This is a genomic window from Leifsonia sp. NPDC058230 (assembly GCF_042882245.1).
GTDB lineage: Bacteria > Actinomycetota > Actinomycetes > Actinomycetales > Microbacteriaceae > Leifsonia.
Map to the genome: position 1 here is coordinate 268,796 of NZ_JBHVWM010000005.1, position 24,845 is coordinate 293,640.

General features: G+C 68.8%; 18 protein-coding genes. 11 read left to right on the forward strand and 7 right to left on the reverse strand.

What is annotated here, in order from left to right; all coding sequences use genetic code 11:
• Positions 1 to 50: 50 nt before the first annotated feature.
• Complete coding sequence (locus ACFVV0_RS17285) at positions 51 to 887, reverse strand: glycoside hydrolase family 16 protein (RefSeq protein WP_387065838.1); 837 nt, start codon at positions 885 to 887, stop codon at positions 51 to 53.
• Here ACFVV0_RS17285 and pip point away from each other — a divergent pair.
• From pip to ACFVV0_RS17330, 9 genes are all read left to right on the forward strand, one after another.
• Complete coding sequence (gene pip, locus ACFVV0_RS17290; protein WP_387065841.1) at positions 886 to 1,842, forward strand: prolyl aminopeptidase; 957 nt, start codon at positions 886 to 888, stop codon at positions 1,840 to 1,842. The genes ACFVV0_RS17285 and pip overlap by 2 nt on opposite strands.
• Before the next feature lie 150 nt (positions 1,843 to 1,992).
• Positions 1,993 to 6,696 carry a DUF4082 domain-containing protein gene (locus ACFVV0_RS17295; protein ID WP_387065843.1) on the forward strand — a complete coding sequence of 1,568 codons (4,704 nt, stop codon included), beginning with the start codon at positions 1,993 to 1,995 and terminating at the stop codon, positions 6,694 to 6,696.
• A gap of 67 nt (positions 6,697 to 6,763) precedes the next feature.
• Positions 6,764 to 7,828 (forward strand): Gfo/Idh/MocA family protein, encoded by a 1,065-nt coding sequence (locus ACFVV0_RS17300; RefSeq protein ID WP_387065845.1) that lies wholly within the window; start codon positions 6,764 to 6,766, stop codon positions 7,826 to 7,828.
• Positions 7,825 to 8,820 (forward strand): NAD-dependent epimerase/dehydratase family protein, encoded by a 996-nt coding sequence (locus tag ACFVV0_RS17305; RefSeq protein WP_387065848.1) that lies wholly within the window; start codon positions 7,825 to 7,827, stop codon positions 8,818 to 8,820. The genes ACFVV0_RS17300 and ACFVV0_RS17305 overlap by 4 nt, the downstream gene beginning before the upstream one ends.
• The gene (locus ACFVV0_RS17310) at positions 8,817 to 9,968 is read left to right on the forward strand and encodes a DegT/DnrJ/EryC1/StrS family aminotransferase (RefSeq protein WP_387065851.1); all 1,152 of its coding nucleotides are present in this window, start codon (positions 8,817 to 8,819) and stop codon (positions 9,966 to 9,968) included. The genes ACFVV0_RS17305 and ACFVV0_RS17310 overlap by 4 nt, the downstream gene beginning before the upstream one ends.
• On the forward strand, positions 9,965 to 10,612 hold the full coding sequence (locus ACFVV0_RS17315; protein WP_387065854.1) for a NeuD/PglB/VioB family sugar acetyltransferase: 648 nt from the start codon (positions 9,965 to 9,967) through the stop codon (positions 10,610 to 10,612). Before ACFVV0_RS17310 ends, ACFVV0_RS17315 begins: the two co-directional genes overlap by 4 nt.
• A complete protein-coding gene (locus ACFVV0_RS17320) occupies positions 10,609 to 12,153 on the forward strand; it encodes an oligosaccharide flippase family protein (RefSeq protein WP_387065856.1) in 1,545 nt (514 codons plus the stop codon). Before ACFVV0_RS17315 ends, ACFVV0_RS17320 begins: the two co-directional genes overlap by 4 nt.
• Positions 12,150 to 14,312: a glycosyltransferase gene (locus ACFVV0_RS17325; RefSeq protein WP_387065859.1), complete on the forward strand. Its 2,163-nt coding sequence runs from the start codon at positions 12,150 to 12,152 to the stop codon at positions 14,310 to 14,312. Before ACFVV0_RS17320 ends, ACFVV0_RS17325 begins: the two co-directional genes overlap by 4 nt.
• Complete coding sequence (locus tag ACFVV0_RS17330) at positions 14,309 to 15,406, forward strand: DegT/DnrJ/EryC1/StrS family aminotransferase (protein ID WP_387065861.1); 1,098 nt, start codon at positions 14,309 to 14,311, stop codon at positions 15,404 to 15,406. Before ACFVV0_RS17325 ends, ACFVV0_RS17330 begins: the two co-directional genes overlap by 4 nt.
• On the opposite strand, the gene ACFVV0_RS17335 is transcribed toward ACFVV0_RS17330, so the two are convergent.
• Both ACFVV0_RS17335 and ACFVV0_RS17340 read right to left on the reverse strand, forming a co-directional pair.
• Positions 15,403 to 16,779, reverse strand: coding sequence for an O-antigen ligase family protein (locus ACFVV0_RS17335; protein WP_387065863.1), 1,377 nt, complete (start codon positions 16,777 to 16,779; stop codon positions 15,403 to 15,405). The two genes, ACFVV0_RS17330 and ACFVV0_RS17335, sit on opposite strands and share 4 nt — an antisense overlap.
• Positions 16,780 to 16,789: 10 nt before the next feature.
• Positions 16,790 to 17,761: a hypothetical protein gene (locus tag ACFVV0_RS17340; RefSeq protein WP_387065866.1), complete on the reverse strand. Its 972-nt coding sequence runs from the start codon at positions 17,759 to 17,761 to the stop codon at positions 16,790 to 16,792.
• A 108-nt stretch (positions 17,762 to 17,869) separates the two neighbouring features.
• On the opposite strand from ACFVV0_RS17340, the gene ACFVV0_RS17345 reads away from it, so the two are divergent.
• Positions 17,870 to 18,571: a hypothetical protein gene (locus ACFVV0_RS17345; RefSeq protein ID WP_387065869.1), complete on the forward strand. Its 702-nt coding sequence runs from the start codon at positions 17,870 to 17,872 to the stop codon at positions 18,569 to 18,571.
• On the opposite strand, the gene ACFVV0_RS17350 is transcribed toward ACFVV0_RS17345, so the two are convergent.
• Entirely contained in the window at positions 18,572 to 19,753 is a 1,182-nt protein-coding gene (locus tag ACFVV0_RS17350; RefSeq protein WP_387065872.1) for a glycosyltransferase, read from the reverse strand.
• Entirely contained in the window at positions 19,750 to 20,601 is an 852-nt protein-coding gene (locus ACFVV0_RS17355; RefSeq protein ID WP_387065874.1) for a glycosyltransferase, read from the reverse strand. Before ACFVV0_RS17355 ends, ACFVV0_RS17350 begins: the two co-directional genes overlap by 4 nt.
• Before the next feature lie 117 nt (positions 20,602 to 20,718).
• On the opposite strand from ACFVV0_RS17355, the gene ACFVV0_RS17360 reads away from it, so the two are divergent.
• Positions 20,719 to 21,879: a glycosyltransferase family 4 protein gene (locus tag ACFVV0_RS17360; RefSeq protein WP_387065877.1), complete on the forward strand. Its 1,161-nt coding sequence runs from the start codon at positions 20,719 to 20,721 to the stop codon at positions 21,877 to 21,879.
• On the opposite strand, the gene ACFVV0_RS17365 is transcribed toward ACFVV0_RS17360, so the two are convergent.
• Positions 21,880 to 23,016 (reverse strand): GNAT family N-acetyltransferase, encoded by a 1,137-nt coding sequence (locus ACFVV0_RS17365; RefSeq protein WP_387065880.1) that lies wholly within the window; start codon positions 23,014 to 23,016, stop codon positions 21,880 to 21,882.
• Positions 23,017 to 23,111: 95 nt separating this feature from the next.
• The gene (locus tag ACFVV0_RS17370; protein ID WP_387065883.1) at positions 23,112 to 24,722 is read right to left on the reverse strand and encodes a DUF4082 domain-containing protein; all 1,611 of its coding nucleotides are present in this window, start codon (positions 24,720 to 24,722) and stop codon (positions 23,112 to 23,114) included.
• Positions 24,723 to 24,845: the final 123 nt, after the last annotated feature.

Sequence of the window (24,845 nt, forward strand, 5' to 3'; positions counted from 1 at the left end):
GCGGCCAGCCTATTCCGAAGGATCGCGGCGGCAGGCACACAGAAGGAACGTCAGAACCAGCGCACCCCCGCGACGGTGAGGCTGGGCGTCTCCGGGTCGGCGGGCGCGGTGCTCGCGGGAAAGTCGAAGACGCCCAGGATGAGCATCATCGGGTAGTCGGGTGAAGCCTCGACGCGCCGGGTGGGAGCGCCGTCGAGGAAGAAGTCGACCGCATCCGGCCGCCAGTCGATCGCGTAGGTGTGGAGCTCGGCGACGTCGATCGGGGTGTCGAGCACGGCGAAGTCTTCGGGAAGTGCCGGGTCGCGAAACCGGTGGACGCCGCTGCCGATGCCGGCGGACGGCCCCGAGTCGGTCGCCCGCACGCCGTCGCCGAAGACCTCGACCAAGCAGAGTTCCCCGCAGCGCTCCGGCCGGTCTTCGAGGCCGATCATCCAGGCCGAGAACATCGAACGCGGCCCGATGCGGGCACGGGCGTCGACCTCCACGCGACCGTATCGGCGCACGAGACCGAGCTGCGTCGGCTGCTGCTCCCGAACGGTCAGGCCCTCCCGGAACGGCGCCGGTGCGAGCGTGCTGCCGACCGGTCCCGACCAGTTCGCGCTCTGCACCGCGGAGACGCGGAGCGCAGGTTCGTGCGTGTCCGCGCACCAGCGCGGGTGCCCCGGCGAGATCGAGAGCCGGAGCCCGCCGCCGGTGAGCGTGTAGTCGGCGGCCGCCGCGAGACGGGAGCTCCACGCGGGCAGGTAGGAGGGCGTCCACACCTCGAGTACGAGGTGCGGTGGGGGGAAGTCGGTGGCGAACGCATCCACGCCCACACCGTACTGCGCCGCGCCGGTCAGGGGGAGCGGCGGGACACGAGGGTATCCGGGCCCATATGCTCTGGGCATGCGCACCTTCTACCCTGAGATCGAGCCGTACGCATCCGGGATGCTGGATGTCGGCGACGACCAGCTGCTCTATTGGGAGACCAGCGGAAACCCGGACGGAAAGCCGGTGGTGTTCCTGCACGGCGGTCCGGGCGGTGCGACCAACCCGGATCAGCGGCGCCTCTTCGACCCCGAGAGGTACCGGATCGTGCTGTTCGACCAGCGGCAGTGCGGCAGGAGCCTCCCGCACGCGAGCGATCCCGACGCGGATCTGAGCGCGAACACGACCTGGAAACTGGTCTCCGACATCGAGAAGCTGCGCGAGCACCTCGAGGTGGAGCAGTGGATGGTGCTGGGCGGTTCCTGGGGGAGCTCACTGGCACTCGCGTACGCCGAGACGCATCCCGACCGGGTGACCGAGCTCGTGCTGCGCGGCATCTTCACCCTGCGCCCCGCGGAGCTGGAGTGGTTCTACGAGGGTGGCGCAGCGGCGCTCTTCCCCGACCTGTGGGAGGGATTCCTCGAGCCCGTGCCGCCGCCCGAGCGCGGGCATCTCATCAGGGCGTACAGCCGGCTGCTCAACGATCCCGACCCCGCTGTGCACGGTCCGGCCGCCGTCGCGTGGTCGCGGTGGGAGTCGTCGACGATCACCCTGCTGCCGCGGCCGGAGGTCGTCGCGGCCTTCACCGAGGAGCAGTACGCGGTCGCGTTCGCCCGCATCGAGAACCACTACTTCATGAACCTCGGCTGGTTCGAGCCGGAGCAGCTGATCCGGGATGCGGAGAAGTTGCGCGGCATCCCCGCCGTCATCGTGCAGGGTCGCTACGACGCCTGCACGCCGCCGATGACGGCCTGGGAGCTGCACCGAGCGTGGCCCGAGGCGGATTTTCGGCTGATCCCGGATGCGGGGCACGCGTTCGACGAGCCCGGCATCCTCGATGCGCTCATCGAGGCCACCGATCGCTTCGCGGGCTGATTCCGCGAGCCGAAAGCGGGGTAGACACCCCCGCGTCCCCTTTTAGGGGGTATGCAACGAGGGCCTATATGTGAGAATCTCTCAGATGTGAGGAATGCTCAGAGGTCCCAGTTGCATGCCTGGTCGTCAGGGTATCGGTCGACGCCCATCGTGGCTACTGCGGGGCTGATGGTGATCATCCTCGTCACCTGGCTTCTCATGGCCGTCGCCCCGTCCGCGAGCGCGGCCGGCGGCTGCGGTACGGCGCCCAATCCGATCGTCTGCGAGAACGCGCTCCCGGGCACCGATCCCTCTGTCTGGGACATCAACGGTGCAGGCGACAGCGACATCCAGGGCTATTCCACCGACATCAGTGTCAATGTCGGCAGCACCATCAGCTTCAAGGTCGACACGACCGCACGGGCGTACACGATCCAGATCTTCCGCACCGGGTACTACCAGGGTCTCGGCGCCCGCAAGATCGCCGACGTCACGCCGTCGGCGACGCTTCCCCAGGTGCAGCCCCAATGCCTGTGGGACGCCACGACCGAGCTGACCGACTGCGGCAACTGGGGCGTCTCGGCGTCGTGGAACGTGCCGACGGATGTCGTGTCCGGCGTCTACCTCGCGCTGCTGACCCGCACCGACAACGGCGACTCGAGTCACATCACCTTCGTCGTGCGCAACGACTCCAGCCACTCCGCAGTGCTGTTCCAGACCTCCGACCCGACCTGGGAGGCGTACAACACCTACGGCGGATCGGACTTCTATCAGGGCGCAGCGAACGGTCGCGCGTACAAGATCAGCTACAACCGCCCGATGGTGACCCGCGGCAACAACGACGGCCGCGACTTCTACTTCAGCAACGAATACCCGATGGTGCGCTTCCTCGAGAAGAACGGGTACGACGTCTCGTACTTCAGCGGTGTCGACACCGACCGGTACGGCTCCAAGCTGCTCAACCACAAAGTGTTCCTCTCCGTCGGGCACGACGAGTACTGGTCGGCTGCGCAGCGCGCCAATGTCACCGCCGCGCGGGACGCGGGCGTCAACCTCCAGTTCCTTTCGGGCAACGAGATGTACTGGCACACGCGCTACGAGCCGTCCGTCGCGGGAACCCCCACCAACTACCGAACGCTCGTCTCGTACAAGGAGACCTGGGCGAACGCGAAGATCGACCCGACCGCGCAATGGACGGGGACCTGGCGCGACCCGAGATTCGCATCCCAGGCCAACGGCGCAGGGCTTCCGGAGAACGGCCTCACCGGCACGATGTACATGTCGAACTTCAGTGACCTCGCCGTGACGGTGAACTCTGCCCAGGGCAAGACGAGGATGTGGCGTAACACCAGTCTGACTTCCATGGCCCCGGGAGCGACGACCGCCCTCGCGCCGAGCACCGTCGGCTACGAGTCGAACGAGGACATCGACAACGGGTTCCGGCCCGCCGGACTGATCGACCTGTCGACGACCGTCGGTCCCGTTCCCCAGTACTTGCAGGACTTCGGCAATGAGACGGAACCGGGTACGACGACCCACCACGTCACTCTGTATCGCGCGCCCAGCGGAGCCCTCGTGTTCTCGGCCGGCACGATCCAGTGGGCGTGGGGTCTCGACCAGAACCACGACGGCGACGGACCGCCGGCCGACGTTCGCATGCAGCAGGCTCAGGTGAACCTGCTCGCCGACATGGGCGCCCAGCCCGCGACGCTCGCATCCGGACTCGTGGCATCCGCCGCGAGCACCGACCGCACCGCGCCCGTGGCCGTCATCACCTCGCCCGCAGCCGGGGCATCGATCGCCAACGGCGCGTCGGTGACCGTCACCGGCACGGCCACCGATTCGGGTGGAGTCGTGGCCGGCGTCGAGGTCTCGACGGACGGCACCACCTGGCACCCCGCGACGGGAACGACCGCGTGGACGTACACCTACAGCCAGCAGGGCGTCGGTGCGCAGACGCTCAGGGTGCGCGCCACCGACGACAGCGGCAACTATCCGTCGACGCCGACGAGCCGCGCGGTGACCGTGACCGGGCCGTACAGCGCCTTCGGCTCGATCGTCCCGGCGACCCCGGATGCGGGCGACACCTCATCCGTCGAGCTCGGCCTCAAGTTCACGCCGTCGCAGAGCGGCTATGTCTCCGGAGTCCGCTTCTTCAAGAGCGCTGCGAACACGGGCGTGCACACGGGCTCCCTGTGGGACTCCAACGGCACCCGTCTCGCCAACGTGACCTTCGCCAACGAGACCGCATCGGGATGGCAGACCGCTGCGTTCACCTCGGTCGTGCCGGTTGCGGCCGGCGTCACGTACACGGTGTCGTACTCGGCACCCAACGGGCACTACGCGGCGACGCAGTTCTACTGGTCGTACCGAGGGTTGACCTTTGCCCCGCTCACGGTCGCAGGCGGCTTCGGTGCGACGCCGGCCGGTGTCTACAACACCGCGATCGGCCAGTACCCGTCGAGCAGTTTCGCGCAGTCCAACTACTTCGTCGACGCCGTCTTCACGACGACGGACAACTCCCCGCTCCAGGCCACCGGCCAATTCCCGATCGCCGGATCGTCGAGCGTGCCGAGGTCGTCGACCGTCGGAGCGACCTTCTCCAAGCCGGTCGTCCCGTCGTCGGTCTCGATCACGCTGAAGAACCCGACCGGATCGACGGTCGCCGGGTCCGTCTCGTACAACGCCACGACCCGGGTCGCGACGTTCACGCCGACGAGCGCGCTGAGCGCATCCACCGTCTACTCGGTCACGATGGCAGCGACGGACACCTCCGGGTTCACTCTGACGAGCGGGCAGACCTGGAGCTTCACGACGGTCAATCCCGATCCCGCGCCAGGAGTGTGCCCGTGCGGCCTGTTCACGGACTCGACCGTGCCGACCACCCTCCAGGTCGCTGACAACCCCGTAACGCTCGGTGTCACCTTCTCGAGCTCGGTCGACGGCACGGTGTCCGGGATGCGCTTCTACAAGGGCACCGGCAACACGGGTACCCACGTCGGAGCGCTCTGGTCGGCGGCTGGTGCGCAACTCGCGACCGCGACCTTCACCAACGAGTCGACGTCCGGATGGCAGACCGTGACGTTCAGCAGTCCGGTCGCGATCACGGCCAACGCGAAGTATGTGGTCTCGTACCGCACGACGACCGGGTTCTACTCGACCGTCGCCGGGCAGTACAGCGGTAGCGGCATCACGAACTCGCCGCTCTCCGCCGGAACCGGTGCCGGCGCGTTCAGCTACTCCGACTCGTTCCCCGACGGGAGCTCGACCACGAACTACATGGTCGACGTCATCTTCAACCGCGCGAACGCGTCGATCACGGCGTCCAACCTGACCCCCGCGAACGGTGCGACCGGTGTGGCGACCTCGTCCACGATCTCGCTGCAGCTCTCCGCACCCGTGGTCGCGGGGTACAACGTGGCCGTGAGCAGCGGCGGTTCTCCCGTCGCCGGCACGACCTACCTGTCGGCCGACGCGAAGACCATCAGTTTCGTACCGAGCCCCGCGCTTCCGGCCGGTGCCGTCGTCAACGTCTCGGTCACGGGAGTGAAGTCGAGCCAGGGGGCGGTGCTGCCGACCCAGAACTGGTCGTTCACGACGCACACCGCAGCAGCGCCGGTCACGTACTCCCTCTTCGGGTTGGAGAACCCGGTGACGCCCGCAGCCACGACCGATTCGTCCTCCGTCGAACTCGGCGCCTCGTTCACGACCTCTCAGTCGGGAACGGTCAACGCCATCCGGTTCTACAAGGGCACGACCAACACGGGCACGCACACCGGTTCGCTCTGGTCGAGCACCGGCACCCGGCTGGCGACGGTGACGTTCACCAATGAGACGGCCTCCGGATGGCAGACCGCGCAGCTCGCAACGCCTGTCGCGATCACCGCGGGTCAGACCTACGTCGTGTCCTACCTGGCGCCCAACGGCAACTACTCGTTCACGAGCAACTACTTCGCCACGGCCAAGACCAGCGGTCCGCTGACCGCCGGAACGGTCAACAACGGGCGGTTCGTCTACGGCTCGGGCGGAACGATGCCGAACGGCACGTGGAATGCGACGAACTACTTCGTCGACGTCGTGTTCACCCCCTCGACGACGCCGCCGCCCGCACCGGTCTCGGTGACCTCGACCGCCCCCGCCTCGGGTGCGACCAATGTCGCACCGACCGTGACGGTGACGGCGACGCTGTCCGCCGACCCGGGCTCGACGCCCGCGCTGGCGCTCAGCGGACCGGGCGGTTCGATCGCGGGCACCTCGAGCTACAACGCAACGACCAAGGTCGTCTCGTTCACACCCACGACACCCCTGCCCTGGTCGACGGCCATCACCGCATCCGTGACGGCACCTGGGGCGACCATCACCGGAGGCTCGTGGTCGTTCACCACGACGGCCGCCCCGCCGACGGTCGACGTCGACAGCATCTTCGCGGCGAACGCCGTTCCCGACGTGCCCGGATGGGGTGACTCGAACGAGATCCAGGTCGGAGTCAGATTCACGACCTCGGTGGCCGGAACGATCACCGGCATCCGCTTCTACAAGGGAGTCGAGAACACCGGCGTGCACCAGGGCTACCTCTGGTCGGCGACCGGACAGCAGCTGGCCGCGGTGACCTTCGCCAATGAGACGGCCTCGGGATGGCAGACCGCGACATTCAGTCAGCCGATCGCGATCGTGCCGGGCGTCGAGTACCGCGCGAGCTACCACAGCAACGTCGGCTGGTACTCGGTGACGTCCGGCGGCCTCGCGAACGTCGTGACCAACGGACCGCTGTCGACCTTCGCGCCCGGCGGGGTCTACCAGTACGGCGGGGACTTCCCGTCGAACCCGACGACTACGAACTTCTGGATCGATGTCGCATTCAAGCCAAATCCGTAACGGCGGATGAACCGTCGGGGCCTCCGACCAACCGGCCCCGCACAACAACTCCATTGGGGGAGTAGAGATGACTGAAAAGCTGAGGATCGCCGTCGTCGGCGCCGGCTACTGGGGGCCGAATCTGGCCCGCAATTTCCGTGGCAGCCCCGACTGGGACCTGGTCGCGATCTGCGACCTCGACCGGGACCGCGCCCAAGCGCTCGCCGACAAGGTCGGCGGCGCGCGGGTGGTCACCGACCTGGCCGAGCTGCTGGAGTCGGACGAGATCGACGCGGTGGCGGTCGCGACGCCCGCCCGCACCCACCACGCGGTGGCGCGGGCAGCGTTGGCCGCGGGAAAGCACGTGATGGTCGAGAAGCCGCTCGCCGACACCGGGGAGCGCGGCCAGGAGATGGTCGCCTTCGCCGCTGAGCAGGGGCTCGTGCTCATGGCCGACCACACGTACTGCTACACGCCGGCCGTGCTGAAGATCCGCGAGCTGATCGATGAGGGCGCGCTCGGCGACATCCTCTTCATCGACTCGGTCCGGATCAATCTGGGGCTCATCCAGCCCGACGTCGACGTGTTCTGGGATCTCGCGCCGCACGACCTGTCGATCATCGACTTCGTGCTCCCCGGCGGACTTCGACCGCTGTCCGTCTCGGCGCAGGGCGCCGATCCGCTCGGCTCGGGAAAATCGTGCATCGGCTACCTGACACTCCCGCTGGAGAACGGTGCGATCGCCCATGTGCACGTCAACTGGCTCAGCCCGACCAAGATCCGACAGATGATCATCGGCGGAACGCGTCGCACCCTCGTGTGGGACGACCTCAACCCGCAGCAGCGCCTGAGCGTCTACGACCGGGGAGTCGACCTCGAGCTTCAGAACCGGGACGAGGCCGACCGCAGGGCTGCGACGATCTCGTACCGGCTCGGCGACACCTGGTCGCCCGCCCTGCCGGAGCGCGAGGCGCTCGGAGCCATGGCCGCCGAGTTCGCGGCGAGCATCCACGAGAAGCGTCCCTCCCGCACCGACGGGGAGGCGGGCCTGCGGGTCCTCGCCGTTCTCGAGGGCGCGACACGGAGTCTTGACCTGGGTGGCGCCGCCGTGCCACCGTTCGATGAGCGCATCCTGGTGGGAGGACTGTCATGAGCACACTGCAGGGCGCGAACGTCCTGGTGACCGGCGGTGCCGGCACCATCGGTTCGGAGATCGTCGACCAGCTCCTGACGGCCGGGGCGGCACACGTCGACGTGCTCGACAACCTCGTGCGGGGCCGCACGGCCAACCTCGCCGACGCATTCGCATCCGGACGGGTGACGCTCGTCGAGGGCGACCTGCGCGACCGTGACCTGGTCCACGACGTGACCCGCGGAAAGGACCTCGTGTTCCACGAGGCCGCCATCCGCATCACCCAGTGCGCCGAGGATCCCCGGCTGGCGCTCGAGGTCCTCGTCGACGGCAGCTTCAACGTGTACGAGGCGGCGGTCGAGCACAGCGTGGGCAAGCTGATCAGCGCGTCCAGCGCATCCGTCTACGGGCTGGCCGAGGAGTTCCCGACACCGGAACGCCACCATCACCACAACAACGACACCTTCTACGGTGCCGCGAAGTCGTTCAACGAAGGGATGCTCCGCAGCTTCCGCGCGATGAACGGGCTCGACTACGTCGCCCTGCGCTACTTCAACGTCTACGGACCCCGGATGGACGTGCACGGCCTCTACACGGAGGTGCTGGTCCGCTGGATGGAACGCATCGCCGACGGCAAGCCGCCCCTGATCTTCGGCGACGGCCTCCAGACGATGGACTTCGTGTTCACCCGCGACATCGCACGCGCCAACCTGCTCGCCGCAGCGAGCGACCTCACCGAGGGCGTGTACAACATCGCCAGCGGCACGGAGACCAGCCTGCTCGGGCTGGCCGAGGCGCTGCTCGAGGCCATGGACTCCGACCTCAGCGTCGAGCACGGGCCCGAGCGGGCCGTGAACGGCGTGACCCGGCGGCTCGCCGACACGTCGGCCGCGCGCGAAGATCTCGGCTTCGTCGCCGAGGTCCCGCTGACCACCGGCCTGCGGGAGCTCGTCGAATGGTGGGCCCCGCTCCGCGAGGAGATCGCCGCCGGTCGCACCCTGGTCGCTTCATGAACCGCGTCAACGTCATGAAGCCCTGGCTCGGCGAGGAGGAGATCGCCGCGGTGACCGAGGTCATCGAGTCGGGCTGGGTCGCCCAGGGTCCTCGCGTCGCGCGCTTCGAAGACGAATTCTCGGCGGCGATGGACGCGTCCGACGCCGTCGCCACGTCGAACTGCACCACCGCGCTCCACCTCGCGCTCGTGGTGGCCGGTGTCGGACGGGACGACGACGTGGTCGTCCCGTCCTTCTCCTTCATCGCCACGGCCAACGCGCCGACGTACGTGGGCGCGCATCCGGTGTTCGCCGACGTCGACGAGACCACGGGCAATCTGACGGCCGACACGGTCGCGGCAGCGATCACCGATCGCACCCGCGCGGTGATCGCCGTCGATCAAGGCGGTGTTCCTGTCGACCTCGACTCCATCCGGGCGCTCTGCGATCCCCTGGGCATCACGGTCATCGAGGACGCCGCCTGCGGCGCCGGCTCGACCTACAAGGGCCGCCCGGTCGGTGCAGGGGCAGAGGTCGCGGCGTGGTCGTTCCACCCCCGCAAGCTGCTCACCACGGGAGAGGGCGGGATGCTCACCACGAGCAACCCGGACTGGGCCGCGCGCGCCCGGCACCTCCGCGAACACGCCATGAGCATCTCGGCGAAGGACCGGCAGGCCAGCGTGCTCCCACCCGCCGAGGAGTATCTCGAGATCGGCTTCAACTACCGCATGACCGACCTGCAAGCCGCGATCGGCATCGTGCAGCTCGGCCGGCTCGGCGCGATCGTCGCCCGTCGCCGCGAGATCGCTGCAGAGTACGCGAGGCAGCTCGCGGACATCGAGGGTCTGCGCCCGGTCCGCGATCCCGCCTGGGGCACCAGCAACTTCCAGTCGTACTGGGTCGAGGTCGAGCCGTCGTTCGGCACCGGCCGCGAGGGTGTGCTCGAGGCACTGGCCGCAGCCGACATCTCCGCGCGACGCGGAATCATGGCCTCCCACCTGCAACCGGCGTACCGGAACGTCGACACCGGCCGGGTCGCACTGCCGGTGACGGAGCGTCTCACGAAGAACTCGATCATCCTCCCGGTCTTCCACCAGATGACCGAGGGGGAACAGGAGCGGGTCGTCGAGGCGTTGAGGGGTGCCGCCGCGCTGCGAGGTGCAGCGTGACCGATGTCGTCCTGATCGCCGCCAGCGGCCTGTCGCGAGAGGTGATCGCGGCTGACCAGGACACGTTCGACGTCGTGGGGATCCTCGACGACAACCCCGAACTGCATGGAACCATGGTCGGTGGCGCGCCCGTGCTCGGAGGCACCGAGCTGGCCGCTCAGCTCAGCACGGCCCTCCTCGTCTGCGTCGGCTCGGGCGCCGGCCGGCGGCGCGTCGTGGAACGTCTCGGCCTCATCGGCGTGCGAGACGACCGCTACGCGACTCTGATCGACGACTCGGTGCGCATCCCGCCGGGCTGCGAGGTCGGACGGGGGAGCATCCTTCTCGCCGGCACCGTGCTGACCGCGGATGTGACGATCGGTCGTCACGTGGTGATGATGCCGCATGTCACCGTCACGCACGACGATGTGGTCGAAGACTTCGTCACCCTCGCTGCAGGGGTCGCGCTCGGAGGAACGGTTCTCGTGAGAACGGGGGCGTACATCGGGATGAACGCCGGCGTGCGTGAGCGCACGACGATCGGCCCGGACGCGATCATCGGGATGGGCTCGGTCGTCCTCGGCGACGTGCCGTCCGGGGAGACGTGGGTGGGCGTGCCGGCTGCGCCGCTCGTGCTCGCCGGCCGGAACGCGGTCGGACGATGACGATGCGCAAGGCCGAGCAGCAGGATCATCACGCGAACGACCAGGAGCCGCCGTCGAAAGTGCGCAGGCTCAGTCACGGTGCGACCTGGAGCCTGATCAACACCCTCGTGACGCGGGTGGCCGGTATCGCCGTCATGGCGGTGGTCGTGCGCATCGTGTCGCCCCACGATTTCGGTGTCTTCACCGTGGCAGCTCTCGTCTACACGATCGTCTCGTCGTTCGGCGAGCTGGGACTCTCGGCCTGCATCCTGCGACGGGATGTCGACGTGTCGCTCGCGGCGCCGACGGTCACCCTGCTGTCGATGGCGAGCGGGGTCATCCTGTCCACGACGATGGCCGCGTTCGCGGAACCGCTGGCCGCCGCCCTCGGCGCGCCCGAGGCGGACTCGGCGATCCGCATCCTCTCGATCTGCGTCTTCCTCAGCTCGCTGACGACCGTCTCGTACGCCCTCCTCGCCCGTGACTTCCGGCAGGGCAGACTCTTCGCCGCGACGGCGATCGCCTTCGTCCCGTCGAACGCCCTCCTCGTCGTTCTCGCCATCAACGGCGACGGCGCCCTGGCCTTCGCCTGGTCGCGGGTGGCTGCGCAGGTGATCACCGGGGCGTACGTGATCTGGGCCGCCCGCCCGTGGTACTCGCCGCGCTGGAACAAGCTGCAGGCACGCGTCGTGCTGGGATTCGGTCTGCCGCTGGCCGGAGCGAACCTGCTCAACTACCTTCTGCTCAACGCCGACTTCGCGTTCATCGGAAACCTTCTCGGTCCGGCGCTCCTCGGCATATACACCCTGGCCTTCAGCGTCGCCTCATGGTCGACCGCAGCCCTGGCCGGCACGATCAACGGCGTCGCTATGCCCGCGCTGTCGGCACTGCGCGCTGAGCCGGACAAGCTGAGGGAGACGCTGTCACGGTGGGTTCGGCTGGTCGCCCTCGTCGCCTTCCCGGTCGGCGCGCTGACCGCAGTGCTCTCGTCGGAGATCATCGCCGTGCTCTACGGACCCCAGTGGACGCAGGCCGGCCCGGTGCTTGCGATACTGGCGGTCTACGGCGCGATCTTCGCGGTGTCCCTGCTGCTGTCGAACCTCCTCGTCGGGGTCGGCCGCACCGGACGAGTCTTCATGATCCAGGCGGTCTGGCTCGGCACGCTGCTCGTCGCGATGTGGCTGGGCGTGCAGTGGATGGGCATCGAAGGGGCCGCCCTGGCCCATGTGGTGGTCATCGTGGTCATCGTCGTTCCGATGTACCTCGTCACGCTCAGGCCGGTGCTCCGGTCGGCTCCGCGGCTCCTGTTGAAGGCCGTTGCCGCGCCCATCCTCGCAGCACTGTTCGGCGGAGCGGTCGCGTACGCAGCGATGTTCTCGCTCGACGGCAGCTTCCTCAGGCTCGCCGTGGGGGGCACGGCCGGGCTCTTCGCGTACCTGGTCGTCGCGCTCCCGATGATCCGTGAGCACCTTCCCTCCCGCATCACCGCGAAGCTGGCGCCGGTGCTCGGCGGCTACGACTCGGTTCTCCGCTTCCTCGCCCGCAAGCCGGTGCGCACATGACGACGACGGATGCGGGCGCCAAGCCCAGGATGGTCTACTTCCGCTGGACGCGGCCCGGCCTCCCAGCCTTCCTGCAAGGGCACGTGAGCGAGCAGCTGGCGACCCTGGAGCAGTTCTTCGACATCGTCGTGATCGACCGCGACTGCGACTACGGCCGGATCTGCGACGCGTACCAGCCCGACCTCAGCGTGTTCGAATCCGGTGTCTATGCGGGCGACCGGTCGATCAGCAACACCACCAGCCATCCCGAGATCCCCAAGCTGGGCTTCCTCCACGCGGACGCCTTCGATTCGTCACGCGCCGCATTCGTCGCCGACATGGCGCGCTGGAACGTCGACTGGTTCTTCACGACCTCGATGTCGATGGCGGAGTACACGCCCGAGATCGCGGACAGGCTCTTCGTCTGGCCGAACGCCGTCGACCCCGCGGTCTTCCACGACTACGGCCTGCCCAAGAACATCCCCGTCCTCTTCACCGGGAGCCAGGCCTGGCACTATCCGTGGCGGAACGCGGTCAGCCGTGCGGTCACCCCGGAGTTCATCACGACGACGATGCCCCATTTCGGCTGGGGCCAGGCACGCGGCACGGAGCGGATGGTGCGCGGCGAGGAGTACGCGCGGCTGCTCAATTCGAGCGTGTTCGTGCCGACGTGCGGCACGATCTCCCGGGATCTGGTGCGCAAGCACCTCGAGATCCCGGCTTCGATGGCCTGCCTGGTCACCGAACGCACGGCTGCAGTGGAGGCCTTCGGATTCGAGGACATGGTGAACTGCGTCTTCGCCGACGCGTCCGATGTCGTCGACAAGCTCGACCAGCTTCTGCGCAACCCCGACGACCTCGACCGGATCACGCTGGCAGGGCACCGATTGGTGCACGAGCGCCACACCGTCGCGAAGCGCGATCAGGTGCGGCAGTGGTTCGAGCTGGTGCGCGAGCACGGAACCGGAGTCCGGCTGAGGCAGACCTGGCCCGACGGCCGCCTCGAGCTCGCCACGCCCGACACGGATCTCCTGACCGGCAGGGTCGTCGGTTCCGGCCCCGACCGGGTGCTGCTCGCGCAGGGCTGGGAGGCCGTCGACAGCGGAGACATCGCCGCCGCCGAGCGTGACTTCCTGCGCTGCATCAACTACTACTTCATGCCCGAAGCGGCCATCGGCCTGGCGTTCACGGGTCTTCTCCGGGGCGACCCCGCCGCCGCCCAGGACTGGGTCTCCCGCGCGATCAAGGCGTCGTCGACGTACGGTGCCGCCGAGCCCGACCCGGTGCAGTGGGCGACGGAGCTCCGGATGCTGCTGTGCGCCGGCGATCTCGCGGCGGCCCGAATCGCGGCCGAGAAGTATCCGGGCATGTCCCATCCGGAGCTGGATCGGGTGCGCGCTGCCGTCGCAGCGCTGACCGGCGCGGAGGTGAGCGACCCGGGCGCGCGCCCGCGCGCATCCGTCTGCCCGCCGCCCGACTCCACCGATGAACAGTGGACTCTCCGGCTCGTGGCGATGCTGCGGGCGTGCGGGCAGGCCGGTCCTGCAGCACGGCTGTCGGAGCAGCACGGGACCTCGTCGGCTGAGAGCGGTACAGCGCCGCTGCCGGCAGTGCGCGCCGGCTGGCGCGGCCGCTTCCGGGTCGAGGCGCGACTGGCCCGCCTCCGGAAGGGCGACTCGCGGTCGACGGCGGAACGCTGGGTGCGGGCACGACTCTCGCCCCTCAAGAGACGCCTCACGAGCGACCCCTGGTCGCGGTTCGTCGGCGACTACGCGAAGCGCGAGCCCGTGTCGACAGCGGTCATCGTGCTCGGGAACGACGGATGGAGCAGATCGGCTCGCGCGGTGAGGAGCGGTCTGCTGGAGAATCCGGCCGTGCGCGAAGTGACGACGTTCCCCTCCGACTCCGAGCCGGACGCACACGCCCGCGTCGACGACCAGACCTCGCTCTACTTCGTCACCTCGGGCGGTACCGCCCTGCTCGGCGGTTCGGTCGCGCTCGGACGGGCGGCGACGATCATCATGGAGGGTGTCAACGAACCATCGGGTCAGAGGATCCTTGAAGACCTGATCGCCGGACGCGAATTCGATCTCGTCGACCATCGGCCAGAGCACGGCACCGGAACGGTGGTGCTGCGACGGTCCAGCGTCGGAATACAACGGAAGGACAACGCTCGATGACAATCCCCCTCGTCGACCTGCGGGCACAGCAGGCGGAGATCGCCGAAGACATCGCCGGCCCGCTGAGCGAGGCATACGCGAACGGGCATTTCATCGGCGGTCCCGAGGTCGAAGAATTCGAGCGCGAGTATGCGTCGTTCATCGGCGCGCGCCACTGCATCGGTGTGGGCAACGGCACGGACGCGCTCGAGTTCGCGCTGCGCGCTGTCGGGGTCGGCCACGGCGACGAGGTGATCGTTCCCGCGAACACCTTCATCGCCACGGCGGAGGCCGTGATGAGGATCGGTGCGACGCCGGTGCTCGTGGATGTCGACGACGAGTATCTGCTCATCGATCCGGAGCTCGCCGTCGCTGCGATCACGGAGCGCACGCGGGCGGTCGTTCCCGTGCACCTCTTCGGGCAGGTCGCTCCGGTCGAGAAGCTCGCAGCCGCGGCCGAGGCGGGCCTGGCCGTCGTCGAGGACGCGGCCCAGGCCCACGGCGCCCGACGATTCGGACAGGCGGCAGGCACGCTGGGCGCCGTCGCCGGCACCAGCTTCTACCCGGGCAAGAACCTCGGAGCGGCAGGTGATGCCGGAGCGGTGACGACGAACGACGACGACACCGCTGCGAAGCTCCGGCTGCTCGGCGCGCACGGCAGCCGCACCAAGTACGTGCACGAGGCGGTCGGATTCAACTCACGGCTCGACACGGTGCAGGCGATCGTCCTGCGGGCCAAGCTGCGGCGACTCGCAGCGTGGAACCGGATGCGCGTGGCCGCGGCGCAGCGGTACAGCGAGCTCCTCGCAGGCTCCGCCGTCGCAACCCCGCGCTCGGCACCGGGAAACGAGGACGTCTGGCATCTCTACGTGGTGCGCGTCGAGGAGCGGGACCGCGTGCTCGCGCGGCTGAACGAGGCGGGGATCGGAGCGGGGATCCACTACCCGACGCCGCTCCACCTCACCGAGGCGTTGTCCGGTCTGGGCCGAGGGCGCGGGGACTTCCCGGTGTCCGAAAGGGCCGCCGACCAGATCCTGTCGCTGCCGATCTATCCGCATCTCACCGCCGAGCAGCAGGATGTCGTGGTCGAGGTTCTCCTCGACGCCGTCGGCTAGCGGGCGCTTCTGCGCTTCGAGCGCTTGGAGCGCTTCGGTCGCGCCGAGAGAGCCGGATTCGTGATCCCGGCCGCCGCGAGCGTCTGGCGTTTGAGCACGTTCGACAGCGCGCCGATGAAGCCGACGCCGAAGAAGACCAGGCTCGATGCCTGCGGAAAACCGAACGCGTCGAAGGTGGCGAAGCTGCACGCACCGGCGGCGACCATCGCCGCGAGCGCCTGCGCGAGACTGCGGATGACCGGGTCGGAGGACATCTTGCGGGTGGCGAAACCGGTGAGGATCGCGACGATGAAGAGCGTCAGGATCGCGGCGGTGCCGAGGATGCCGACCTCGATGAGGAGTCCGAGGTACTGGTTGTCGAGGATGCGGTACTGCGGCAGGAACGTGCCGAGTCCTCGACCGAACACGGGGGATCGTTTGATGAACTCCCACGCGAGCGCGTAGCTGTCGGTCCTCGATGCCGCGCTGCCGTCCTCCGAGATGCCGGTGAAGAGCCGGGTCAGGGTGCCGAGCATCCCGGGAATGGTGACGTACACGGCGACGATGATCGCGGCGATCACGGCGTACGACATCCGCCGCCGGCGCTTGGGCCAGATCGGCATCAGGATCGCCAGTGCGACGACCACGCCCACCAGAGCGGAGCGTGAGATGGTGATCGGCACCGCGAAGGCGATCGCCGCCACCGGGAACCATCGCACGAATTTGCTGCGGTGGGTGTCCGCGAACGCGAAGTGCAGCGCGAGCGGAAGGATCATCGAGAGCACCACGCCGAACTCGATCGGGTGCGTCGATGTTCCGGCGGCCCGGTTGAAGCCGTTGCGGCCGTAGATGCTCGTGAGGGAGGTGTTGGGGGTGAGCCCCGGGATCTGGATCACATCCACGATCGCCTTGCCGGTGAAGAACTGGAGGATGCCGATCGTGGCGATGATGCCGCCGACGATGACCAGTACGCGCAGGGGCCGCTCGATCCTCGCGGTCGTGGTGAGGCCGTCAGAGGCGAGGAGCACGATTCCGAGCCAGGATGCGATCAGCAGCAGCCCGCGATCGGCCGAGTTCAGCTCCAGGCCGTCGATCGGCCGCATGGTCGCGACGACGTAGCTGATCAGCACGGCGAGCGTGAAGCCGAGCATCGCACGGCGGACCGATTGGGGTGGGCTGAGGGATGCGATCGACCGGTTCATCTGCGCGCCCACCCACCAGATGAGGGCGGCCAGCCCGACGAGCAGGGCCGGAGTTCCGACGGCACCGAGCGCCGAGATCGTGAGGTTCGCCGGAATGAGCAGGAGCACGAGCACGTAGCCCGTCAGCAGCCAGGACGCATCCAGCCGCGAGCCCTCCTGAACCGTCGGCGACGTCAGCGCCACCCTGCTCACCGTCGAACCGTCACCGTCTGTCTGCGACGAGGTCCGCATCGTCGTCGTCGCGGGCGACATCGTCGGACAACTCCACGGAGTCGTCGACTGCATCGTCGAAGTCGTCGAAGTCGAAGCGGGGTTCGGTGGCCGCGGCTTCGGCTTCCACAGGTTCGGCGACGACCGGCTCGCGCGCGACGTCGGCCGTGGTGGAGACCGCCGGCTCAGCGGGCCGTCGTCGTTTGCCCGAGGTCGCGGGCTTTGCGGGCCGCGCGGTTCTGCCCGGGCTCGCTCGCTTGCCGGAGGGCGCGCGGGCGTCGGGAACGGCGCTCGCCGCGGAGTCCTCTTCCGCCGCCTCCCGTGCGGCCAGGCGGGCCGCCTTGCGGGTCTTCCGGCGTCGCAGGAGGGCATCGACCGAGATCGCGAGCAGCGCCGTGATCACGAGTCCGGCCGCGACGACGACGATGAGCGTGCGCACCAGCGCCGACGTGTTCGGCTCCGCGACGGTGTTGTCGGTGATCACCATCAGCCGCACCTGGCTTCCGCCGGTCGCGTTGACTTCGTCTTGAAGGGCCTTCAGCCGGGTCGTGGTCAGAGCGAGCACGCTGTCGAGCGTCGAGAACGCGCCGGCGGGCGTGCGGTCGGAGGCCGTCACGGCGAGCACGGAGCCGGAGACGGAGGGGTCGGGCTCCACGGTGTACTCCGCGTGCGAACCCTTGGGCACGATGCTCTCCACCGAGGCGGAGTCCATCAGTGACTTGGAGAGAACCCCCGCGACCACATCCAGGCCGCCGAGGTTGAGGAACGGATTGCCGCCGTCGGTGACGGGGCCGTTGGCCGACGCGGTCTGCCGTGGCGGCAGGAGCAGCACCGATGACTGCACGTCGTAGGTCAGCGGGATGATCCGCAGCACGGCCATCACCAGCCCGCCGGTCAGGATGAGACCGGCGACCAGCACGTACCAGCGGCGACCGGCCGCACGAACGATTTCGAAGAGATCCACCGGCGTCCTCCCAAGCACACGGTTAAAAGATGAGCATTATTCCAAAAGATGAGGTTTAGTCTATGTTATGTGCCGTGACAACCTTGACGCCCAAGAGGGGGGGATCGTATGACCGTGTGGGATCTGTTCACCGTGGCCTTCCAGCGCAAGCTGCTGACCATCTGCTGCGTGCTGCTCACGGGCCTCGCGGTCGCCTGGGTGAGTCACGCGCAGCCGGTCTATCTGTCGCAGGTGAACGTCGTCGTGCTGCGGCCCGCATCCGTGCCCCTCAATGCCTACACGAACACGTCGCAGTCGCTCATCGACATGGCCGGGGTCGTCGCCCGGGCCGTCGAGGGCGGTGACGGAGCGGCGCAGACGGTCTCCGACGGCGTCACGCTCGCCGGTGAGGGCGTCCGCGATGGCTACGCCGTGCAGCAGCCGAACGGCGGCGGCCAGTGGCAGTACCGCTTCGACCAGCCGTTCCTCGACATCCAGGCGGTCGGATCGACTCCCGCCGAGGCGCGCAGACAGATGGCTCTCGCGCTGGCCGACGTGCGCGCCACCCTGGATCGGGTGCAGGACGCCCAAGGCGTCGCCGCGGCGAATCGCGTGCGGGTCAACCTCAATCCGCTCGAGCCGCAGCTCACCGTCGCCGGCGGCAGCCGCGTGCGAGCCGTCGGAGCCACGGCCCTCCTCGGCATCCTGATCACGTTGGCGCTCATGGGGACGCTCGGTCCGAAGCAGCAGAGCCTCGAGGTCGGCGCCCGTTCGATCCAGCCCGAGCGGCCGCGCTCCCGGCCCCGGGTCCGGGTGCCCAGCGGGGTCTGATCAGCCGTCGATGGCGGCGAGGAACTCGCGCGCCCTGGCGTCCCAGTTCTGACTCACCGCGTAGGCGCGGCGCGCATTCTCGGCGTCCGCATCCGGAGGCTGTGCGAGCGCGTCGAGCGTGAGCCGCACGAAGGCCTCAGCGCTGTCCGCGATGTCGACGAGACCGCTCGGGATGCGCCGCGTGCTCGGCAGGTCGCTCACCACCGCGTGCTTTCCGGCCGACAGGTACTCGAGGGTCTTCAGCGGATCGCTGCCCCGGTTGAAATCGGTGTCGGTGTACGGCGTGAGTCCCACCCGGATGCGCCGCATGTACGACGGCAGGCGTTCGAAGGGTTGGGCGCCGACCCACTGCACGTTCTCGCGCGCGATCAGGGCGCTGATCCGTTCGGCATCGAAGGTCAGCTGTCGTGGTCCGACGAGCAGGAGGGATGCACCGGTCTCCGCGACCGCCTCGAGCACGGCCAGATCGATGCGATCGGAGAGGTGGCCGACGAAGCCGGCGATCGGATCGGTCAGGACCACGTCGGCGGCGGCCGGTGCCGCATCGAGGTCGGCGAAGCGGTCGGTGTCGCAACCGTTCGGAACGACGACGATGCGTTTCGCGAGCGGCGACCAGCGTTCCTTCAGACGGTCGGACACGCAGACGACCACGTCCGCCTGGCCGAACTGCCGGCGCTCGCGGCGGCGGAGCCAGCTGGTCGAGATGCCCATCAGCTCGCCACCGGCGATCCAGTCGTCCGTTCCGTAGATGACCTTCGCATCCGCTCGGCACGAACCGAAGACGTCGTCGAGCGATGCGGCGACGAGCGCTCTGGGCGTGACGCCCAGCCGGCGCACGGCGTTCGCGATCGACCGCCGGGTGACCACCTCGGCGACCGTTCGGAGAACGGGTCGGCCGATGCCCGGGGCGGTGAGGGGCGTGAGTCTCGCGAGGTTCGGTCCGACCATCCGGAGCCGCGGTCCTGTCGTCGAGCTCCGCAGAGCGGGCTTGCGCAGGGGCGTGAGCACCGAGACCGGAGGGTCGACGAACAGCACCGGAGCGAGCCGCGCGAGGTGGATCGCCAAGTGCTTCTCGGACAGCCAGGTGTCATCCCACGACGTGCTCGACGCGATCACGATGAGCCCGTGCCAGGACTGCCCTCCGAAACCGCCCCGTTCGGCGGCCGACCCCCCTCGGCTCATGCGGTCCTGCTCGTCTCGTCCCGATGCCAGGTGGAGCGGTCGCCCCGGCGCATCCTCTCGGCCGCGCGCGCGATGACCGCTGTCGCGACGAAGACGGGCAGCCGCAGGATCAGTCGCGGCTCGGCGCGGCCCAAGGCGACGAGGTCGCCGATGCCGGTCGACGCGGAATCCGAGACCAAGCCGTCCTTTCCGAGCTCGCGGTTGCCCTGCACGACCCGGATGCGCCGCTTCAGCAGCGCGCGCCAGGTGCGGGCCGGCCACACGGTCACCACCGCATCTTCGGCGATCCCCCGTTCCGACGGCTCGAACGCCTCGGAGAACGCGAGATCGTCGGAGATGTAGCGCGGCAGCGCGCGCACCCGGGTGAAACCCTGTTCGGACACCGCGATCACTCCGCGCCCGAAGAGACCGGTGCGCACCTGGGGGAGTCGCTCCCAGACGTCGTAGTACCAGCCGGCCGCGAGCGACACCCCGGCGCGGTCCTGACGTCGCACCGGGCCGGCCGCGACGATTCCCTCGTGACCGACGAACGACACGAGCGCCCTGAGGCTCGTCGCGTCGAGTGCGACGTCGGCGTCGACGTAGACCACGGGGAACGACTCGACCAGCGCTCCGCCTGCTTCGAGCGCCGCCGCTTTGGACGCCTCAGCGAGCTCGATCACCTCGACATCGTCGCCGTGCCGGGCGGCCTCGTCGGCGCTCCCGTCGGTGCATCCGTTGCACACCACGATCACCCGGAACTCGCCCGGTTCGGCCGAGCCGAGGAGGGCGGGGAGCAAACGCCGGAGCCCGGATTCCTCGTTGTGCGCCGGCACCACGACCGTCGCCGAGGGGGACTCGTATGCCATGATGGAACCCTTCCGGGAGGATCGCGTTCAGGCTACACGAAACACTGTTCGCACAGTGGGGGTACGAGCCAGTGGGGCGGCCGCCCATCCCGATCGTCGACGATGGGCCACCGTGGAATGACTCTCCGGATCCTCTACAGCTTCCCCCACGCCATCGGCGCGCCGGGCATCGGGGTCACCGCCCTCAACCAGGTCCGCGCGCTCCGTTCGGCCGGTGCGGACGTCACGGTCGTGGCGACCTCCGTGCATCCGGGGACCGACCTGCCCGGCGCGGTGGAGACGCTGGTCGTGTTCGGCCGGCGGCTGCCGCATCGTGCGTTCGGGTCCGTCGAACGCGCCTTCCGGTTCCACGATCGCCGGGTCGCCTCGATGGTGAGCCGTGGCGACTTCGACGTCGTGCACGCCTGGCCCCTCGGAGCGCTGCGCACACTGCGCGCAGCGCACGAGCAGGGGATCCTCGGCACTCGTGAGGCTCCCAACTCGCACACGGCCGCCGCCTACGCCGTCGCCGAAGCCGAGGCCGCGCGGATCGGCGTCCCCATCCCGAAGGGGCAGTCGCACCACCAGGATGCGGGCCGCCTGGACCGGGAACGTGCGGAGTACGACGCTGCCGCGCTCATCCTGGTGCCGTCCGAGCACGTCGAGCAGTCCTTCCTGGCCCAGGGGGTGCCTGCCGCCAAGCTGGCGCGCCACCAGTACGGATACGACCCGTCGGGCTTCGACGCCGTCGGCAGGGACGACAGCGGGGGCCGCCCGTTCACGGCACTCTTCCTCGGATCGGCAGAGCCGCGCAAGGGGCTGCACTACGCACTCGAGGCGTGGCGCGCATCCGGCGTCGACGGCGTCTTCCTGATCGCCGGACGGTTCGCTCCGGGCTATCGGGAGCGCCTCGGCACCGAGCTTGACGACCCGGGCGTGCGCACGCTCGGGTTCGTCTCGGACACGGCGGACCTCTTGCGATCGGCCGATGTGCTCCTCCTGCCCTCGGTCGAGGAGGGGAGCGCGCTGGTGACCTATGAGGCGCTCGCGACCGGGTGCATCCCGCTGGTGTCGCGGGCGTCGGGGTCGCACGTCACCGACGGCGTCGACGGGATGCTGCACGACGCCGGCGACGTCGACGCGCTGGCGGCCCAGCTGTCTCAGCTGCGCGGGGACGGCGCCATGCGGGACCGGATGCGCGCGGCGGGCATCGCGGCATCGGCCGACCTCACGTGGGACGCCGCCGGGCGCCGGATGATCGAGCTCTTCACGGATGCGCGCGACCGCTCGCGCGCGTGATCACTCGTCGGTCGGCGCCGAGGCTGAGGTGGGTGTCGTGGTCGAGCCTGGTGTCGGGTTCGACGTCGACAGCCGAGTGCGCCACCGTCGACGCAGCCGGGCCGCGAAGCCGGTGCTGCCGAGCAGCCGATACGCCAGCCGGTTGACCGCCGCCGTCGACGACACGAAGCCGCCGACCATCGCCGGCCGTGGTCGCCTCGCGAGGAGCACGACGTCCTGCTGCTCGACGCTGCGGGTGGAGTAGCGCCGTTTGTACTCGGCATCGCCGTGCCCGAAGTCGACGACGGTGATGGCGGGATCGGCGCACAGGTCGGCCAGCATCGCGTGCATCACGTAGGTGCCGACGCGGTCCTTCGCATACGCCGGGTCGTAGCCCGGAGTGTCGGTGGCGAAGACGTGACCCTGTGCCGTTCCCTTCCAGAACGCGACGGGCACGCCACGGAGGTAGAGCATCCACACCCGCAGCCAGCCGTTGTCCAGGCCGAGCTCGGTGAGCGCGTCGTCCAGGCCGCTCTCGCCGCCCCCGACACCGAGCGCACGCTGGTAGGTGGTCTGGGCGACGGCCTCCATGTCGGCGCGCAGGCGATCGCGGGGGCCGAGATCGAGTCGCTCCACCAGCACGTCATCCTCGTACGTGCGCAAGAGTTTGCGCTCTTCGTAGCGCGTCTCCTTGCGGGCCTTGGCGGACCGGCGCTCGAGCAGGGCCTCCATGCTGTCGGGCAGGTCGAGCAGCCAGCGCGTCGCCGACGGAAGACCGCGGAGCCTCGACCGGCGCCCGAGCCGCGCCGCCGCCTCGAACACCGGCGAATCGACCGCCACCTTCTGAAGCACGACCGCGTCGATCCCGCGGCCACGCAGTGATTCGCCGAGGGCCTCGACGCACGTCTCCAGGTCTGCGGGCGTCTCCGCGCCGAGGATCCCGTCGAACGCGACGACGATCGACCGGAGCCGCGGCCGCACGAGCTCCCGGTAGCCGACCTTGACCGGGAACCGTCTCTCTTCGAGGCGGGCGACGACGATCATGGGATCGCGACCAGCCCGTTCGACGAGCACGACATGAGGGCTCAGCGTGCCGGGCAGGTGCGTGGCGACGGTGAGGAAATAGTCGATGTTCGCGTCGAGATTGTCGACGCGCATACCCTCCCAGAGAGCACGCATCGCCTCGACGGACTCAACCGTCGAGGCGATGCGAACTGAATGGTCGGCTTCCGGAATTCCGGAGGCCGGGGGAGTCAGCGCTTCACGGGAGCGCCGACCGTCACCCCGTCGCTGGTGTACGCGTTGTTCGACCACGTGACTCCTGGAACGATTCCGAGATGGGCATTGGTTCCGTACAGTCCGACCTTACTGGAGAACTTGGTCCAGAAGAGGTTGTTCGTGATCGTGATCCCGCCGCCACCGCTCATGATGGTGTAGTTGCCACCGGCGAGCAGGTTGTGGTTCACGACGATCTTGCTCGCGGTGTCGGGGAACGACAGTGACGCGGTCATGCCGGCCGAGACCCACAGCTCGATGGTGTTGTCCTGGATCAGGCCCGGGGATGTGACCGACGGGTTGGCGGGGTAGGTCACGGCGTCGTAGTGAACGCCGTCACGGAGCACGAAGTCGTGCACCCAGTTGCCGATGATGCGGGCATCCGAACCCCAGACGCTGACGCCGTCGCCGCCGATCCAGTAGACGTTGTTCCGCTCGAAGTCGGGGTTCGCACCCTGGAGCTTCAGGCCTGAAACAGGAGTCTGCTTCCAATCGGTCGCCGAATTGCCGCGGATCTCGTTGTCCACGATCTTGACGTTCTTACCGGTGACCTGAACGGCCGCCTGGTCCCACGAGATGTCCGTCGGGCCGGCGATGATGTTGCCCTGCAGGGTCACATCGTCAGCGCTGATCACGAGTCCGGCCGGGATGACCTGGTTCGTGATGACGGTGCCGCTCTTGGTGATCGTCATCGGACCGGTGTACTTCTGCGTCGGGTTGAAGCCCGCAGCCTTGGGGCCGGTGTTGCTCGCCCCGGCGAACGCCGTGCTCCCCGAACCGTCGGACGGGCCGGTGGGCGGCGTCGTCGTCGGCGGAGTGGTGGGAGGCGTCGTCGGCGGAGTGGTCGTCGGCGGCGTCGTGGGCGGAGTGGTCGTCGGCGGCGTCGTGGGCGGAGTCGTCGTCGGCGGTGTCGTCGGCGGAGTGGTCGGACCACCCGGAGTCGACGAACCGTCGGCCGGCGCGAACAGCACGTCGGCCCAGTAGCCGGAGTGCTGCCAGGTCTTGGCCGGGAACGAACTCTTCTTGCCGTACGAATAGACGCCGCTCTCGCGCGGAGTCGAGAGGTACTTCGAAGCGGACGCCGGCGGGACGAACCCGACGGTTGCCGCGTAGTGACCGGCGGGCGCGAGGTAGGACGCGACGTAGCGCTGACCCGGCGTGACGGTCACCGGCTTCTCGAACAGCACCGACTGCCATCCGGAAGCGGACTCCGACGAGAACGTCGCGGTCGCAAGGCGCTTGCCCGTGCTGTCCCACAGGTTCCCGACATGGGTCCCCTTGTTCTCGGCGGTCTTGTAATAGCGGACGCCGACGACCTTGCCGGCGACGGACGCCGTGAAGCTCGTACCGAGCTCGACGCTGTTGCGGTCGGGATCGACCTTGGCCGAAGCGGGTGCGGAGTTCCCGAAGAGGGTCTCGGCGCTCGCCGTTGTCTGTTGGGCAGCGGCGTTGTTCACCGCTGCGGTTGCGAATGCACTGATCGGGACGGTTGCGCCGACCACGGCCGCAGCCGCGATAGCGCCGATCAACGCGATTCGACGTGGACGGATGGGCGTCTTCTGCCGGTGGGCAGCAGGCAGACTTCTCATCTATAGATCTCCAGTAACTCGGTTGTGATGGAGTACGGAAGGAACAGGGCACATGGCTCGAAACAGCCGTCCAACCCCCTTGGACAGAGCGTGGCACCCAAGTTACCGCACCTCTTGCCGGGG